This window comes from Cytobacillus sp. GQ23, from assembly GCF_059758675.1.
This window is the reverse complement of record NZ_JCAXER010000016.1, coordinates 76,449-90,634: the sequence shown is the minus strand read 5'-3', so window position 1 is coordinate 90,634 and position 14,186 is coordinate 76,449. Positions and strand designations below refer to the sequence as shown.

Here is a 14,186-nt window from a genome sequence, read left to right as displayed (position 1 = left end):
TTTCTGGCCGGAGTCACCTGCATTATTTTCTTTCCCTTGCAAATATCTTAATAGGTGTTCCTTCAAAGCCAAATGCGTCCCTAATTCTGTTTTCCAGGAATCGTTCATACGAAAAATGAAGAAGTTCAGGATCATTGACAAACACAACAAATGTCGGCGGCTTCACAGCAACCTGTGTGGTGTAATAAATTCTGAGGCGTCTTCCTTTATCAGTCGGCGTTGGATTCATCGCAACAGCATCCATTACGACATCATTCAGAACGCTTGTTTCAACACGCAAAGAATGATTTTCACTGGCCTTGTTAATCATTGGGATTAATGTATGAATACGCTTTTTTGTTTTGGCAGAAAGGAAAACAACAGGTGCATAATCCAGGAATTGAAAATGCTCACGGATATTTTGTTCAAATGCCTTCATTGTTTTCTCATCTTTTTCAACAGCATCCCATTTATTGACAACGATAACCACAGCTCTGCCTGCTTCATGAGCATAGCCTGCAATACGCTTGTCCTGTTCAATGATGCCTTCTTCGCCGTCAATGACCACTAAGACAACATCAGAACGTTCAATTGCCCTCAAAGCTCTTAATACACTATATTTTTCTGTTGTTTCATAAACTTTCCCTTTTTTTCGCATACCCGCGGTATCGATGATGACATATTCCTGACCATCCACTTTAACCTTCGAGTCGATTGCATCCCTTGTGGTGCCTGCGATATTGCTGACAATGACCCGCTCTTCCCCAAGCATTGCGTTTACAAGGGAGGATTTCCCGACATTCGGGCGGCCGATTAATGAAAATTTAATGACATCTTCGCCATATTCACTTTGGCCATGCTTTGGAAAATGCTTGGCAGCTTCATCAAGCAAGTCTCCAAGGCCTAGACCATGGGAGCCTGAAATCGGAAATGGCTCACCAAAACCAAGTGCATAAAAGTCATAAATTAAATCCCGCATCTCTGGGTTATCGATTTTATTCACACCCAGAACTACAGGCTTTTTGGCTTTATATAATATTTTTGCAACTTCCTCATCTGCAGAGGTGACACCCTCTCTTCCGTTTACAAGAAAAATAATAACATCTGCTTCATCTATAGCTATTTCTGCCTGGAGGCGAATTTGCTCTAAAAATGGCTCGTCACCAATATCAATTCCGCCAGTATCAATAATATTAAAATCATGAGTCAGCCATTCTGCAGAACTATAAATTCGGTCCCTGGTCACTCCCGGAATATCTTCGACAATCGATATCCGTTCTCCTACAATTCTGTTAAATATCGTTGATTTCCCAACGTTAGGACGCCCGACAATAGCCAATACTGGTTTTGCCATGAACATCACCCTTTCAATCTTTATTCTTAATTTGTTTTAACTTTGCGTCTATGTTCCAGAAATGCTTTTACCTAAAGTAAGCATACAGATGGCTGTCCACAATAACACTACATTGATGTTAAAACCATCCAAATCGCTGTACATTTATAAAATAAACCCTTCTCAAAGATGGAAGGGTCTAACTTAGATATTTTAACAAAGAGAAACCTTCCTAGCAATAGGAAAAGCGGAAGGCGCCCGCAGGAACTCAGACTAAAACCGCCACGTCCTGTGGCAACGTCTGCATGATCCACATCCTCCCAAAAGCTGTCGCTTTCGGTCGTGCGGTGTTTATGCTGCCGAATTCTTACATGTCCTGGGCCTCAAGCATAAGACGATCCGGATGAAAGGTTGATCTTTACCTTTTATCCGGATTGGCTAATGACCTCGAGCCGATGGCGCCTGGAGCTAGACAATTATCGAAGTTCAAAGATATAATTCCTGTTTAATAAAAACTTGGAAGCCCTATTAATGCTTAACAATTACATAAAGTTCTTCTGTTAAAGCATGGGCAATTCCGTCAAGAATTGCTTCAAGATTGGCTGCGATGATTTGCATTTCTTTTTTATCTTCACAATGGAAAACGGCAGTTCCTGAAGGTACCTTCGATGGATTTGTTGTAATAGCAGCCAATATGTATTTTTCTAGTACCATACGCTAACTTCCTTTCCCATTCGTTTGCCGTTCAGTAGGCATCCTAATTGCATTTTCAAGTGTTGGGACTGCTTCGATGATTTTTAGGGCTTTATTTATATCCTTTTCCTGAGGCAATACAAATACCCCTACACGCCCGTCATCCAGATCCCTTTTTGCCAGCGGAACAAGCGCAGGAGTTCCGGAATCCCGGTAAACACCCAAAGCCGTAGATACATCGTGCAATATTGCCTGCCTTTGTCCGAGATTGGCTATAGTGGATCGGGCATTGAAGTTTTTTGGATTTAAAATGAAACCCATCCCATACCGGAGCACCTCCTCTTGTCTTTCAGGCAAGCCTATATTCATAATGTAAATATTGTCCACATACAAGCCCGCTCCATCAAAACGCGGCTCTACGAACTCAATATCAACAATATCCTTCAGCTTTCCTCCCGACATTAATTTCATGGAAATCATAATGGCAAGACCTGCAGCCGCAAGACCTCCCCATAAATTAAACAGGAGAAATCCCAGTGTACTAAGCAGGGATGTGAATATTACAAGATAATTCCTGCTTTCAAAGGCTATTGCTACGCCTTCTATATATGTTTTGCCTCTCGGAACCATTTCATAGCTATCCAGTTCAGTCAGTGTGTTTCGCTCCATATTTCTGACTTCTCTAAACTGGGATGCAGCAAGAGTCAGAAAGGTGATGGCTGTAAAGTCTTCCTCCATTATTGAAGGAATAGCCACTGTTCCAAGGCCCGCAGCAATAAACCCCAGTGCTACATGTATTATTTTCCCATGCAGGTATGTAGGGTACTGCCGGTAATCGGTCCGAAGCATATAAATTCGGGTCAGGGTTCCAGCCGCCAGACCAAAAAGAATCGGGTATGTATATTCACTCATGATAATTTTTGTTTCTCCCTTTCAAGATGTTTAAAGTTGGCTTCAATATATTTCACCGCCCAGTGCACGGCAATCCATAAAGCCGATATGGAAATTGAAATGGCCATAATATCCAAAAAAGCCAAAGATCCAATCGTATATGGAAAGGAAAATGATTTTATGATAATTGCATATAGCACTTCCCCCTGGATGCCCCCGAGCAATATTAAAGGCAGCCTGAGCATTCTGTTTTTTTGCAGGAGTACAGCCATATAAACCAGAAGGACTGAAAGCATCCATTTCCGGGAGAACATCACCCAAACAGGATCAAACAGTTCAAAAAGGTGAAATGTGACATAGGCCATCATCAGGATGAATGTGCAAAACAGAAAATAAAGCTTGCTCCGTCCTTTTAGTCTCCCTGCATAAACATAAAGCGATACAAGCAGAAAAAGGCCAGCCATACCAGTTTTAAAATTGAAGATATTAATTGTCCAGGGTGATAGCATAATAAAGAGTAAGATCCAGGCAGACAATAAAAACCTGTATTTATTAGTTCGATCCATAAAAAAAGTCGCTATAATCCAAACCATCCAGGAAATCCAATAGAAAATTATACCTTCCATACTCTCCCTCCTATCATTTCCATTATGGCTCCTTCATATGTAAATTAACCCTGCAAGTTTAAAAGCATTATATCTTTGGAATCCCAGATGTCTTTTTGAATAATTCTCTTGCCCTCACTTCATCTTAATAACATGGAGGTGTTTAATATGGGCAAAGACAGACAGGAAAAAAAGCTGAAGAACAGCGGAAAAGTGGAATCCGACCGTGACCAGGCACTTCATTATCCCGGAGCTGCCAAAATGCAGAGCCCCGAAGAAGCCAGATCGTTGAATGATTCAAAATACAGTTAATAAACAAAAGCTTCATCGCTTTGTGATGCGATGAAGCCAGAAAGAAAAAATAGCTCTCGTCGTATGACGGGAGCTATTTTCGTGTGGTCCGCAAGGAATATGCTTTAGTATCAATGCCGCGTTCGTTCAGCCAATGATGAGTTTTTCCAGCTATGATAATCGGTGACTGCTGGAGCCCGGCGATGCTTTCTGCCCCCAAAGCGGTCATAATCATCTTCAATTCGGAATGAATATTGTTAATCTCTTCAATAAGGGCCTCAAGTCCTTCTTTTATTAGAACCTTTAAAAAGAATCCAGCCATCCCTGCAGCTCCTGCACCAAGAGCAATTGCCTTTGCTATTTCATGGCTTGTCCGGATGCCCCCGGAAGCAATGACATCGATGCCAGCTTCCAAAGATGCAGCTTCTGCAATGGAGACAGCTGTCGGGATTCCCCACTCATCGAAAAACGATAACAGTCTATCTCTTCTTGCATTTTCAATACGGGAGAAATTTGTTCCGCCATATCCGCCGATATCAATTGCTGCAACGCCGGCCGATGCAAGCATGGAAGCTGTTTCTTTATTTATGCCGAACCCGACTTCTTTTACTACTATCGGAACTTCAGAATGAGAGACGATCTTTTCAATTCTTTTTAATGCACCTCGAAAATCCCTGTCCCCTTCCGGCATGGTCAATTCCTGTACAGCATTTAAATGAATTTGCAGTGCATCCGCTTCAATCATATCCACAGCAGCTTTAGCCTGATCGATTGTAGCTTCGCTTCCTAAGTTGCCAAAAATAATTCCCCGGGGGTTTTCTCTTCTGACAACTCGGTAGGATTCTGCTTCACTTGGGTCCTTAAGTGCAGACATTTGAGACCCTACTGCCATAGCAAGGCCTGTTGATTTGGCAGCAAAGGCAAGATCGCGGTTAATTTGAACCGTTCTTTCTCCTCCGCCTCCTGTCATGGCATTTATAAAAATTGGCGAACTTAATGAAAGTTCGCCAATTGATGTGCCTAAATCTGCCTGATCAAGAAACGCATCAGGAAGGCTTTGATGAATAAAAACAATATCCGCTAAACCGGTATTGCTGCTTTGGCCAGTAGCCAAAGCATGCTGGATATGATCCCATTTACGTTTTGATCTGGACACTATTTATCACCATTACTTTTTTAAATTCTTAAGCTGATCGCCAATCATATCACCAAGCGAGAAGCCCTTTGTTTCTTCAGGAAGCTCATAATCTGTCACTTCTTCCTGCTCTTTTTCAAGAAGGTCTTTTATGCTCAATGACAGGCGCTGATCCTGTTCGTTAACATCAAGAACCTTCACTTTCACTTCCTGTCCTTCGCTTAGAACTTCATGAGGAGTTCCGATATGTTTATGTGCGATTTGAGAAATATGAACCAGGCCTTCAACACCTGGGAAAACTTCAACAAATGCTCCGTATGAAACAAGTCTTCTTACTGTTCCATCAAGAGTGCTGCCCTTAGGAGCCTTCTCGCTGATATTATCCCATGGTCCCGGAAGAGTTTCCTTAATGGATAGAGAAATGCGCTCATTGTCGCGGTCTACGCTTAATACTTTCACTTTAACTTTTTGGCCTTCCACAACAACATCCGAAGGCTTTTCTACATGCTCATAGGATAGCTGGGAGATATGGACAAGTCCATCGATTCCGCCAATATCAACAAAGGCTCCAAAGTCAGTAATTCTTTGCACTGTTCCATCCAAAACCTGGCCTGCCTGAAGGGATTCCAGCACTTGATGTTTCTGTCTGCCTTTTTCTTCCTCTATTACAGCACGATGAGAAAGAATCAGGCGATTTTTATCTTTATCAAGCTCAACAATTTTAAACGTCATCGTTTTGCCTTTATAATCAGTAAAGTCTTCAACAAAATGAGCTTCAACCAGGGATGCAGGAACAAATCCGCGTACACCCAGGTCTACTACTAATCCGCCTTTTACTACATCTTTTATTTCTGCTTCAAAAACTTCGCCTTCATTGAATTTCTTTTCGAGAGTTTCCCATGATTTACCAGCATCAACTTTACGTTTTGAAAGAATAAGAGCATCTTCCTCGACTTTTAAAACCTCAAGCTCGAGTTCGTCTCCTTCTGAAACCGCATCGCCAGCTTTTTCAATATGAAGGCTTGAAAGCTCGCTGATTGGGATAATCCCATCCAGTTTGCTATCAGCAAGGTCAACAATGACTTGCTTTTCTTCAACCTTGGTAACTTGGCCTTTTACCTTGTCACCCACCTCAAAATTTTTAACTTCTACTTGATTCATTTCCTCTGACATATGTATTCCTCCTTAATCCAATGGCTGCTTTCAAATTTTTTCTGTATTCATCTGCCTGCCATCCAGGCAAGAACCCTGTGTCAGCAGCAGAAATACTCGAATGGCTAATTAATTGCAGGCTTTTTTCAACTGTTTTGGAGTATAAAATTGTTCAGTAAAGGACAGCCTTATTGTTCGAATATTTTCGCCTTTTAAAAAAATGCCTTTTTACTAACTTCTTACAAAAGAAGTTTTTTGTCAAGCAAGAAGGTCTATGAGTAATCTTCAATTAACTTACGGATTTCAGACATAATTACTTCGGTGGTTTCCTCCGCCGAAGCCTTTCTTTCTCTTAGTTCTTTCATATCAATTGGTTTCCCGTAAACAACTTTTAATCTTGAAAAAGCTTTATAAGGACCAATAATGGCGCAGGGAACGACATGCGCTTCCGACCTTAGAGCAAAAAAACCTGCTCCGGCCAGCCCTTTTCCCAGCTGTCCCGTTTTACTTCTAGTACCCTCAGGAAACAGCCCTAAAACATTTCCTTCCTTTAGAACTCCAAGCCCTTTTCTTAATGCTTCTCTGTCACTCATTCCTCTTTTGACAGGAAAAGCATTTAGATCCGGAAGAATTTTCCCCAGCGCCGGCACTCTAAAAAGCTCTTCCTTTGCCATAAAATAGACTGGTCTTGGAGCATTTATGCCCACTACCGGAGGATCGAGATTATTTATATGATTGGAGCATAAAAGGACGCCCCCTTCAGCAGGAAAGTTCTCTTTTCCAATTACTTCAAATCTGTAAATGGGTTTAAGAACTCCATAAACCACTGCCTTGGCAAAAGTATAGAGATTCACTCTTAACCAATCCTTTCAATAGCCAGATCCATTATCTTATCAACTACCTGTCCAATTGATAAAGCAGTTGTATCAATTTCTATTGCATCATCTGCTTTTTTCAAAGGGGCTATTTCACGTTCAGAGTCCAGCTTATCTCTGTGTGAGATTTCCTCCTTCAGCTTGTCCAGGTCAGATGGGTATCCCTTTTGGATATTTTCGTTATGCCGTCTTAAAGCTCTTTCATCTACAGAGGCAAGAAGGAAGACTTTCACTTCTGCATGGGGCAGGACATGGGTTCCGATATCCCGGCCATCCATTACCACTCCTCCATTTAACGCAAAGCTTTGCTGGCGTGATACCATTTCTTCCCTAACCAGCTTGTGCATGGAAACAACGGAAACAGAATTCGTCACCTCGGAAGTTCTGATTTCGGCTGTCACATCCTGTCCGTCCAGATAAATTGATTGCCCTTTTTCACCTGGATGCAGTTCAATAACGGTATTGTTTAATATCTCCATAAGAGAACCTTCATCTTCAAGGCTTGCATTTTTCTGAATCGCTTTATAAGTCAAGGCGCGATACATGGCACCAGTATCAATATATATGTAAGATAATTTTTCTGCTACGATCTTAGCTACTGTACTTTTCCCTGCAGCAGCTGGACCGTCAATTGCAATTGATATACGTTTACTCATAGTTCCTCCTGTAACCCTGGCTGTTTTTTCACCAGGTTGATTCCGCTTTATTTTACCATATTAAGTCTGGATCAGTGCATAAATAAGCTGTTTTTTAAGTCTTGCAAATTTTATCAAATAGTCCTGAAATATTTCACCACAAAAAATAAGCAGGCACCAGCCTGCTAATTATTTTTACTGAAAGTTTCAAGCAGCTCAGAAAAATTCTGATCTGTCACACCTTCATACTGTGTCAACTGCTTTAATTCCGGGAAAGCCTCCATATGATGAAAGAAAAACTGAGTAATCAGCAGGAACACAAATTGCACAATTATTAACTTAAGAATAATCCTCTCTACCACTTTCATCATTGCCATCTCTCCAACTGGAAAAAAATTTAGTCACTGGACTTCATCATCTATTATGAGAGATGTATATAAAAAATATTCCTTTCTTCAGATTTCCAGGCCTTTTTTCTTCATGGCCAATTGCCTTTCAAAACAGAATCGGAGAAGCAATTGCCTGTCCTGCGGGCTTACTTCCATGAATTGTACTGAAATAAGCGATTTGCCATTTCTGGGTTCAGAGACTCTTATTATATTACTTTTAAGCTTCAAATAATAATTCACACCGTTCTGCATGGCTAATACAAAAAAAGTAATTATTTTCATATTGGCTTCTAAGGAATAGCCCCTTTTAGCGATGATTGCAGCCCCGCCTGCACTTATATCATCCGTAACAGATACAAAAGGAGCAAACTCATTATTTACGGGATGGATTGCAACGTCAACAGGTGTTTCAACCCGCACAAACTGCCGCCTTTGAATTTTGACTAAATGTTCATCCCCGGGATACGATAAAATCATCATCGGGATCTTTTGCTTAACCCTTCCCAGAACCTCGCTTTCGAAGAGGTACACTGTTCCATCCTCAGCCAGAAAGGTAGCCTTCAATTGTGTACCATCGACCAGAAATGCCGTTTTATTTGATTCCTGATTTATAGGATAATCGATATATAAATTATTTCCTTCTCTTTCGGCAAGCTTGCATTTATACTTCTCAGGTTTTTCAGAGTACGTCAATTCCAGCATCAATGTTTCTCCAATATTTATCACACTTCCACACTTCCTTTAACAAAAGGATAATCCTGCCATTTAATTATGAATGCTATATATGAATCCTGCAATAAAATTTTTAATTTTATTAGGTAAAAAGACCTAAAATACACTTTCATCTGCTGCAGAATTAGCTCTGAATTACAGTAAACAAAAAGAAAGCCTATCCGGCTTTCTTACACGACATCTTCATATATTGGTTCTGCATTCTTTAGCTTCTCTACTTTTTCTTCCTGTCCTGTTTCTGCATTTATATATATTCTGTAGGTATCTTCACCCATTGTACCCAACAATTCATAGCATAAAACTTCCTGATTCAAATCGTTAATGATTATTGCCTGCCTGTCTTCCATAACCTTCAGCTGCGGGTTCACCTTGGATCTTGCCTCTTCTTTAGTAATCCCAGCATCAGGAATTTCTCTTTGGTGATGTGATTTCAAATAATCCTCAGCTGCAAAAGCCGTCATCCTTCCATTGTCGAGCGCAACCTTCACACGAATCGAGTCGGGATAAATTCTTACTCCATCCTGATTGGAAACAAATGTAAATACACCTAAATTATCGTATTGAGCACTTTCAAATAAATCGAGGTCTTTAAAGCCATTGTCTTTCAGAAATTTAACAGCATTATTGCTTGCCTCATTAAGGCTTACTTTCTGTTTTGCCACTTTTCGATCCAGAATAAACCAGATTGGATAGCCGCCTTTCTTGGTAATATCCATATTTGCTTCTTTTTTTGTTTTTTTGTCTTGGATACTGACACTAAAAAATCCGTAATCTGATCCTTTGCCGTTTTCCGTCACTCTGATATCCGCATTCTTGCCAAATCCTGCATAGTGCTTACCAATACGGGCAGCTTCTTCTTCTGTTATTTCTTTGCCCTTAAGATATTTAAAGTTTTCATCCTTTTTCTGCATATTAACAAATGCGGGTCCAAAGTCTGTTTCTCCATAGCCTTCCACTGTCTTTTCCACAGTCTTAAATCCATCTATGATTGTATTATCTGCAGGTTCTTTATTAGAAGCGAGAGCCATTTCCACATCCATCCATCTTAAATTCTTTTCAAGCACCATATGCTGTACTTTACGCAAATCTTTTTGAACATCAGCAGATTGCTTATAAAGCTGTTTGAGCGTCTGGTATTCCTTATCCGTTAATGGCTCCTTCTCTAAATCTCTTACTGCTGTCCGATAACTGAAATCACCGATATTTGATAAAAACTCTTCAGTTTTATTGAAAGGAAGAAGTGTTAAAGGCAGCTGCCCCACATCCGAGTGTGCTTCTGAAGTCAATCTCCATACTTCTGCCAATTCAGGAGAAAGTGAAGCCCTCGAATTCATCGCTAAAGTTGTTCCGATTTTGTCATGCAATAGGTCGACCTGGTAAGTTAAATCATGAAATGCTCTTTGATAATTATTTTCAGCATTAATAAGTATTGCATTTTTCTCGCGATGTTCCTGATAACCCCAAAATGCTGTACCGGCAACACCCAGCGCAAGTACTGCTATAAGAATACCTCTAAGCATGATTATTCACCCCTCTATTTACAGAATATATGTTTCCCAATCCGCTTGATTTGCGGCCGTGACCATATCCATCCGCTAGTAGCGGTATCCGGATTAAAGTAATACAGCGCCTCACCTGTCGGGTCCCATCCATTAATCGCATCAAGGACTGCCTTTTTGGCCGTTTCATTCGGTGTTAACCATATTTGACCATCTGCAACGGCGGTAAAAGCGCGGGGTTCAAAAATGACACCAGAAACAGTGTTAGGGAATGAAGCACTGTTTACACGGTTTAAAATGACTGCAGCGACTGCCACCTGGCCTGTGTACGGTTCTCCTCTTGATTCTCCATAGACCGCATTGGCCATTAGCTGGATATCATTTTCCGAGAATCCATTTGGCACATTTGAAGCAGTGGGCTGCTTAGGAGCGGGCTCCTTGGGAGCTTGCTGCTGTGACGTTCCCCCTGTTGCTCCTTGCTGGGGCTTGGTCTGCTTGTCAGTATCTACCCCTCCATAATGGGTAAATTTATTCCCCTTATTAATTTGTTCTTTCACAAACTGTTCATTGTATTTTGAGGCCTTCACCAGCTTATTTTTTGTTTCCTGGCCTGCCAGCCCGTCAATAGGAAGTCCAAATTCATATTGGAAGTTCCTTAGCGCCCAATAGGTTCCCCATCCAAACACACCATCGATCTTACCATTGTAAAAGCCTAAATACTGCAGACGGGATTGAAGTTCTATAACATCATCACCTACAGCCCCGTGCTGAATCACCTGATTTGAAAAGGCACTGGCTTTTTCCATATTCCCGCTCAATGGAATCCCCAGAACACAAAGGGAGATTATGAGTAAAACCTTTCCTGCCATAAATTTCTTTTTCATGGATTATAACCTCCAAAAGTCAATCTTTTTTCATTGACCCTATTTTTTGTAGTCACTGGCTTTTTATTCAAAAACTTGAGTCATTTATAAAGGTTACAAGTCAAAATAAAAAACTCTCCATCAGGAATGGAGAGTTTTCTGTACATCAATCTGATTATTCATATGGCTTTCGCTATGTGCCCTAGCTTTTTTTACTTTTCTTAAGCCCAGCCACCAAAGGAAAATCATAAACGGAAGCATGATATAAATCCAATGTTTAAGGGAGATTAGAATATAGTCGTATATGCCGTGAAGGAGAAATGGTACAAGAAGTGAAAAGGCGATCCATTTTTTTGTCGATGTTGCCGAGAATTTCCCTTTTCCTATATAATAACCCATGATAACACCGAAGAGAGCATGACTGGAAACCGGGAGCAAGGCCCTCCCAAGTGCGTGTTCCACACCAAGCGCGATGAGATAGAAGATATTTTCTGCAGTAGCAAACCCAAGTGATACCGAGGCACCATAAACAATTCCATCATATGGCTCATCAAAAGTTATATGCTGATAAATAGTATAGAATAATATAAACCATTTAAAAAATTCTTCCAGCAAGCTTGATGACAGAAAGGCATCCGCTAAACTGTATTTCAGGACCCCTTCAGCTTCTAAAACATATTGAATGAACATGATGGGGAACACAAGCAAAGCACCAAATAAAAAAGTTTTAAATACCATTGATATAGGTTCTGACTCGTATTGATCTTTTAAATAAAAATAACTTAATAATGCCAGTCCCGGCGCAATGCCAGCGGATAATATTCCCAGCATGAACTATCCTCTTTTCAATCTGTTTTCTTAATCGTATCATGATATAGATAGAATTAAAATGATTATTCAAATATTGGAAATGAAATATCTCGATTTATATTTTAATTTCTAAGCAAAAATTGGGGGATTAACATGGAGAAAAAAAAGATACTTGTTATACACACTGGAGGCACCATTTCAATGAGCGAGGATGCAGTAACAGGTGCCGTAAAGCCTACTGATAATAATCCATTAACTGAAAAAACAAAGGAACTGCTATCGCTTGCAGAATTAATTGTTGAAGAGCCTTTCCACCTTCCTTCACCGCATATTACTCCGAAGGAAATGCTTAAATTAAAGGAAATCATTGAAAATAGCCTTGCAAAGGAAGAGATTAGCGGTGTAGTGATCACCCATGGGACAGATACATTGGAGGAGACAGCCTACTTTTTGGACTTGAGTGTGAAAACATCATTTCCCATCGTTGTTACAGGTGCAATGAGATCCAGTAATGAAATTGGCTCAGACGGGCTTTACAACCTGATTTCTTCTATTCGTGTGGCTGCATGTGAAGAAGCAAAGGATAAAGGGGTCCTCGTTGTTTTAAATGATGAAATTCACACAGCAGAAAATGTTACAAAAACACATACCAGTAATGTGTCTACTTTCCAGAGCCCTCAGTACGGGCCAATCGGCATAGTCACAAAGAGAGGTGTTTTATTTCATAACGCGCCGACAAATAGAGAATACTATCCTTTGGATAAGATTGTAAAAAATGTCACACTTATTAAAGCCTTTGCCGGTATGGATTCTTCATTGCTTCACGCGATTGGTTATTTGAATTTTGATGGAGTAGTAATTGAAGCACTTGGACAAGGAAATCTGCCTCCTGCTACAATTGAGGGCATTAAAGCCCTTACAGAAAAAAACATACCAATTGTATTGGTTTCCAGGTGCTTTAATGGAATTGCACAAGATGTATATGGTTATGACGGAGGCGGGAAACACCTCAAGGACTTGGGTGTGATTTTCTCAAATGGGCTTAATGGGCAAAAAGCAAGAATTAAACTGTTAATTGGATTGGAAACACAGCAAAATATCGAAGAGATTTTTCAGATATAATAGAAAAGGCTGATCTTAAATGATCAGCCTTTTTTGCTTCCGCTTTCTTTTTCAATAATTGCTTTAGCAATTTGTCCGCCATGAAACCTCCCATTTTCAATAAAAATTTCATTGGCATTATTTCCGGCAGCAATCACACCTGCGATAAATATTCCAGGGACATTGGTTTCCATTGTTTCAGTGTTAAATTGGGGACGCCCTGTTTCATCATTTATTTGAATACCCATACTTCTTAAAAATGCGTGATCAGGATGGTAGCCAGTCATAGCAAACACAAAATCGTTCTTAATGTCATAAGTTTCGCCATCCAAAGTATATAGTAGCTTATTTTCACTGATTTCCTTCACATGTGCGTTGAATTCCATTTTTATGACGCCATTTCTCACTAAAGACTCAAATTCAGGCAGAATCCATGGTTTTATGCTTGGTGAATACTCTTTTCCGCGATAAATCACCGTAACTCTGGCTCCTGCTTTTACCAGTTCTATTGCAGCATCAACACTTGAGTTTTTTCCGCCGATAACCGCTACGTCTTTATCAAAGAATGGGTGAGCTTCTTTAAAATAGTGAAATACCTTTGGAAGATCCTCGCCGGGAACTCCCATGTAATTTGGATGATCATAATAACCTGTAGCAATTATGACGTTTTTGACCGTATAATGTCTCTTATCAGTTTGTACTTCAAATTCTTCAGATTGATTTTTTGTTACATTAAGCACTTTTTCGTAAGCATTAATCTTAATTCCCTTTCTTTTAACCACTTCTCGGTAATACGTTAGCGCCTGATTTCTCTTTGGCTTGTAATTCTCCGTGATGAAGGGAACACCGCCAATTTCGAGCTTTTCGCTCGTGCTGAAGAAAGTCTGGTGTGTTGGGTAGTGGTATATTGCGTTTACAATATTGCCTTTTTCGATGACAAGGGGGTTTTTCCCTGCTTCCTGAAGGGCTATAGCAGCTGCCAATCCGCAGGGTCCTCCCCCAACAATAATAGCGTCTATATCCAAGATCCTCACTCCTAAATCTATGCAAATGAAAAAATTTTTATGTTGCTGGCTTTCTTACTAAATAATTAGCTTAGCTATAATAATGTCTGTTGGTTTTTCGGCAGCCTAGCTTTCCGCAGAGAGTAATGATTGCCGCTCACTCCCCCGCCTCCAGCTGGATACTGCGGCGGATGCATTT

At 40.4% G+C, this 14,186-nt stretch carries 16 protein-coding genes; 2 read left to right on the top strand and 14 right to left on the bottom strand.

The window, feature by feature from the left end:
- Nucleotides 1-22 precede the first annotated feature (22 nt).
- The 4 genes from der to AC6CHU_RS14790 form a co-directional block, all read right to left on the bottom strand.
- Nucleotides 23-1,333 (bottom strand): ribosome biogenesis GTPase Der, encoded by a 1,311-nt coding sequence (gene der / locus AC6CHU_RS14805; RefSeq protein WP_159864378.1) that lies wholly within the window; start codon nucleotides 1,331-1,333, stop codon nucleotides 23-25.
- Between the two features lie 507 nt (nucleotides 1,334-1,840).
- Nucleotides 1,841-2,026, bottom strand: coding sequence for a capping complex subunit for YIEGIA (locus AC6CHU_RS14800; RefSeq protein WP_159864381.1), 186 nt, complete (start codon nucleotides 2,024-2,026; stop codon nucleotides 1,841-1,843).
- Nucleotides 2,027-2,029: 3 nt separating this feature from the next.
- Nucleotides 2,030-2,917: a YIEGIA family protein gene (locus AC6CHU_RS14795; RefSeq protein WP_159864384.1), complete on the bottom strand. Its 888-nt coding sequence runs from the start codon at nucleotides 2,915-2,917 to the stop codon at nucleotides 2,030-2,032.
- The gene (locus AC6CHU_RS14790; protein WP_159864387.1) at nucleotides 2,914-3,522 is read right to left on the bottom strand and encodes a YphA family membrane protein; all 609 of its coding nucleotides are present in this window, start codon (nucleotides 3,520-3,522) and stop codon (nucleotides 2,914-2,916) included. Before AC6CHU_RS14790 ends, AC6CHU_RS14795 begins: the two co-directional genes overlap by 4 nt.
- Before the next feature lie 147 nt (nucleotides 3,523-3,669).
- Between AC6CHU_RS14790 and AC6CHU_RS14785 the strand changes: the two genes are divergently transcribed.
- On the top strand, nucleotides 3,670-3,813 hold the full coding sequence (locus tag AC6CHU_RS14785) for a YpzI family protein (protein WP_113884518.1): 144 nt from the start codon (nucleotides 3,670-3,672) through the stop codon (nucleotides 3,811-3,813).
- 73 nt (nucleotides 3,814-3,886) lie between these two features.
- Here the strand turns inward: AC6CHU_RS14785 and fni are convergent, their stop codons facing one another.
- The 9 genes from fni to prsW form a co-directional block, all read right to left on the bottom strand.
- Nucleotides 3,887-4,948, bottom strand: coding sequence for a type 2 isopentenyl-diphosphate Delta-isomerase (gene fni, locus AC6CHU_RS14780; RefSeq protein ID WP_159864390.1), 1,062 nt, complete (start codon nucleotides 4,946-4,948; stop codon nucleotides 3,887-3,889).
- Nucleotides 4,949-4,960: 12 nt separating this feature from the next.
- Nucleotides 4,961-6,100, bottom strand: coding sequence for a 30S ribosomal protein S1 (gene rpsA, locus AC6CHU_RS14775; protein ID WP_159864393.1), 1,140 nt, complete (start codon nucleotides 6,098-6,100; stop codon nucleotides 4,961-4,963).
- A gap of 251 nt (nucleotides 6,101-6,351) precedes the next feature.
- Complete coding sequence (locus AC6CHU_RS14770; RefSeq protein WP_159864396.1) at nucleotides 6,352-6,933, bottom strand: lysophospholipid acyltransferase family protein; 582 nt, start codon at nucleotides 6,931-6,933, stop codon at nucleotides 6,352-6,354.
- A gap of 2 nt (nucleotides 6,934-6,935) precedes the next feature.
- The gene (gene cmk, locus AC6CHU_RS14765; RefSeq protein WP_159864399.1) at nucleotides 6,936-7,610 is read right to left on the bottom strand and encodes a (d)CMP kinase; all 675 of its coding nucleotides are present in this window, start codon (nucleotides 7,608-7,610) and stop codon (nucleotides 6,936-6,938) included.
- Between the two features lie 164 nt (nucleotides 7,611-7,774).
- Nucleotides 7,775-7,960, bottom strand: coding sequence for a YpfB family protein (locus tag AC6CHU_RS14760; protein ID WP_396398581.1), 186 nt, complete (start codon nucleotides 7,958-7,960; stop codon nucleotides 7,775-7,777).
- A gap of 84 nt (nucleotides 7,961-8,044) precedes the next feature.
- Nucleotides 8,045-8,704 carry a flagellar brake domain-containing protein gene (locus AC6CHU_RS14755; RefSeq protein WP_159864402.1) on the bottom strand — a complete coding sequence of 220 codons (660 nt, stop codon included), beginning with the start codon at nucleotides 8,702-8,704 and terminating at the stop codon, nucleotides 8,045-8,047.
- 176 nt (nucleotides 8,705-8,880) lie between these two features.
- Nucleotides 8,881-10,230, bottom strand: coding sequence for a germination protein YpeB (gene ypeB, locus AC6CHU_RS14750; RefSeq protein ID WP_159864405.1), 1,350 nt, complete (start codon nucleotides 10,228-10,230; stop codon nucleotides 8,881-8,883).
- 14 nt (nucleotides 10,231-10,244) lie between these two features.
- Nucleotides 10,245-11,093, bottom strand: coding sequence for a spore cortex-lytic enzyme (gene sleB, locus AC6CHU_RS14745; RefSeq protein WP_159864408.1), 849 nt, complete (start codon nucleotides 11,091-11,093; stop codon nucleotides 10,245-10,247).
- Nucleotides 11,094-11,213: 120 nt separating this feature from the next.
- Nucleotides 11,214-11,903 (bottom strand): glutamic-type intramembrane protease PrsW, encoded by a 690-nt coding sequence (gene prsW, locus AC6CHU_RS14740; protein ID WP_159864411.1) that lies wholly within the window; start codon nucleotides 11,901-11,903, stop codon nucleotides 11,214-11,216.
- Between the two features lie 132 nt (nucleotides 11,904-12,035).
- Between prsW and AC6CHU_RS14735 the strand changes: the two genes are divergently transcribed.
- Nucleotides 12,036-13,004 (top strand): asparaginase, encoded by a 969-nt coding sequence (locus AC6CHU_RS14735; RefSeq protein WP_159864414.1) that lies wholly within the window; start codon nucleotides 12,036-12,038, stop codon nucleotides 13,002-13,004.
- A 23-nt stretch (nucleotides 13,005-13,027) separates the two neighbouring features.
- Here AC6CHU_RS14735 and AC6CHU_RS14730 read toward each other — a convergent pair whose 3' ends face one another.
- On the bottom strand, nucleotides 13,028-14,008 hold the full coding sequence (locus AC6CHU_RS14730) for a YpdA family putative bacillithiol disulfide reductase (RefSeq protein WP_285870547.1): 981 nt from the start codon (nucleotides 14,006-14,008) through the stop codon (nucleotides 13,028-13,030).
- Between the last annotated feature and the right edge of the window lie 178 nt (nucleotides 14,009-14,186).

What these genes read in the sequence shown, in the direction of transcription:
- rpsA (WP_159864393.1), bottom strand. Translation starts at nt 6,100, where the DNA reads ATGTCAGAGGAAATGAATCAAGTAGAAGTTAAAAATTTTGAGGTGGGT.
- AC6CHU_RS14785 (WP_113884518.1), top strand. Translation starts at nt 3,670, where the DNA reads ATGGGCAAAGACAGACAGGAAAAAAAGCTGAAGAACAGCGGAAAAGTG.
- der (WP_159864378.1), bottom strand. Translation starts at nt 1,333, where the DNA reads ATGGCAAAACCAGTATTGGCTATTGTCGGGCGTCCTAACGTTGGGAAA.
- sleB (WP_159864408.1), bottom strand. Translation starts at nt 11,093, where the DNA reads ATGAAAAAGAAATTTATGGCAGGAAAGGTTTTACTCATAATCTCCCTT.
- prsW (WP_159864411.1), bottom strand. Translation starts at nt 11,903, where the DNA reads ATGCTGGGAATATTATCCGCTGGCATTGCGCCGGGACTGGCATTATTA.
- AC6CHU_RS14800 (WP_159864381.1), bottom strand. Translation starts at nt 2,026, where the DNA reads ATGGTACTAGAAAAATACATATTGGCTGCTATTACAACAAATCCATCG.
- AC6CHU_RS14790 (WP_159864387.1), bottom strand. Translation starts at nt 3,522, where the DNA reads ATGGAAGGTATAATTTTCTATTGGATTTCCTGGATGGTTTGGATTATA.
- AC6CHU_RS14735 (WP_159864414.1), top strand. Translation starts at nt 12,036, where the DNA reads ATGGAGAAAAAAAAGATACTTGTTATACACACTGGAGGCACCATTTCA.
- AC6CHU_RS14795 (WP_159864384.1), bottom strand. Translation starts at nt 2,917, where the DNA reads ATGAGTGAATATACATACCCGATTCTTTTTGGTCTGGCGGCTGGAACC.
- cmk (WP_159864399.1), bottom strand. Translation starts at nt 7,610, where the DNA reads ATGAGTAAACGTATATCAATTGCAATTGACGGTCCAGCTGCTGCAGGG.
- ypeB (WP_159864405.1), bottom strand. Translation starts at nt 10,230, where the DNA reads ATGCTTAGAGGTATTCTTATAGCAGTACTTGCGCTGGGTGTTGCCGGT.
- AC6CHU_RS14760 (WP_396398581.1), bottom strand. Translation starts at nt 7,960, where the DNA reads ATGATGAAAGTGGTAGAGAGGATTATTCTTAAGTTAATAATTGTGCAA.